Origin of the sequence: Streptomyces murinus, assembly GCF_002154555.1 — a bacterium.
Classification (GTDB): domain Bacteria; phylum Actinomycetota; class Actinomycetes; order Streptomycetales; family Streptomycetaceae; genus Streptomyces; species Streptomyces murinus.
Map to the genome: position 1 here is coordinate 1 of NZ_MUNF01000918.1, position 1,635 is coordinate 1,635.

General features: G+C 67.8%; 1 protein-coding gene. It reads right to left on the reverse strand.

From position 1 onward, the window contains the following. On the reverse strand, positions 1-1,010 hold a 1,010-nt coding region (locus CCN72_RS36570), incomplete at its 3' end, for a cytochrome P450 (protein WP_086812628.1). Between the last annotated feature and the right edge of the window lie 625 nt (positions 1,011-1,635).

Genomic DNA, 1,635 nt, shown 5'->3' on the forward strand with positions numbered 1-1,635 from the left:
GTGAAGCGGCGCGGGTCGCGGTTGCCGGCGGCGATGAGCAGGGTCAGCGGCACGCCTTGGGCGACCTTGACGCCGAAGAAGTCCAGGTCGCGTGAGGCGACGCGGTTCAGGATCTGGGCGGCGGGGTCGAAGCGCAGGGTCTCGTCGGTGAAGCCGGCCGCGAAGTCGGGTTCGGTGCGCAGCCGTTCGGCCTGGGCGGGGTGGGTGAGAGCGAGGCGGACCATGTTGCTGAGCAGGTCCTGGGGTGCCTCGGTCGCGGCGACCAGGAGCAGCATGAGGTTGGCGACCAGTTCGGTCTCGCTCAGTTCGCCGCCCGTGTCGCGGGCGGCGGTGAAGGAGCTGGTCAGGTCGGTGGTGGGGTGGGCGCGGCGGCGGGCGACGAGGTCGTGGAAGTAGACGGCGAGGCGTTCCATGGCCGCGTCGCCGGCGGTGAGCTGGCCCATGTCGCGGATCGGTTCCAGGGTCAGCGTGATGTCGCCGACGTCCGCGCGGAACGCGTCGTGGTCCTCGTCGGGGATGCCGAGCAGTTCCCCGATGACGCCGGCGGCCATCGGGAAGGAGAACTCCGCGACCAGGTCGACGACTTCCCCGCCCGCGGCGAGGCGGGCGACGCGTTCGACGGCGTACGCGGCCCGGCGTTCGACCAGGGGCCGCCAGGCCTCCACGCTGCGCGCGGAGAAGGCACTGGAGAAGAAGCGCCGGTAGCGCTCGTGGGCCGGGTCGTTGGAGAACAGCATGTTCTTCGTCAGCCAGGACCAGGAGGCGTGTTCGCGCCAGCCGGGCAGCCTCGCGTCCTGCACGGCGGCGTCGGTCGACAGCAGGTCCGGCTCGCGCAGTGCCCGCGCGCATTCGGCGTGGCCGGTGACGAAGAGGTGGGCTCCGCCCACGTCGACGACCGGCCCGTGGGCCCGCATCTGCTCGTACAGCGGGTAGGGGTCCTGTTTGCCCTCGAAGGACAGCAGACGGCCCATCACGTCGATCGGGTCTGCCAGGGTTTTCGTGGGACTCACTCTCACTCCGGGTATTCGACGGCAGCCGGGCATGCGGTGCGTGCGGTACGGGGGTGGTGTCCTTGCGGGCGGTACAGGGCGAGTTCGGCAATTACCGGTGGTGCGCGGTGCATCAGCGTGTCCGAGGCAGGTGATCCGGCCGGACACGTGGTTCGCGGTGCAATGGTGCAGAGCCCGAACTCAATGGGCTCTGTGTACTCGTCGTACGCGGTCGAGTTGGAATGTCCAACTCGATTGTTCGAGCGACAATAACAATCTTCGTCGTCCCCGGGCAATCCCTGCGATCAGCGGATACGCAAGAGTTACGCGCCGGTAAGGTCGCGTCCGCCGGGAATGTGTATCGAGGGCATGAAACCGCTGCGCGGGCCCATGAACACCCGGACGGAATACGGCGGTCCGCCTCCGCGGAAGCAAAGACACCGTTGTCAGTGATCCACTCCGGCATTACCGGTGTGGCGTACGTCATGTCTCCGTGATGTCTCCATGTGTCGAACGGATGTGACGGTCGTGAATCCCCGTCCTCTCCATGGGCCGAACGCGCCGCGCAAAAGCGGAATTCGGTGCCGCGGTTCCCGGAAAAAGCTGACGGCCGGTCAGATCGGTTGATCTGACCGGCCGTCAGCTT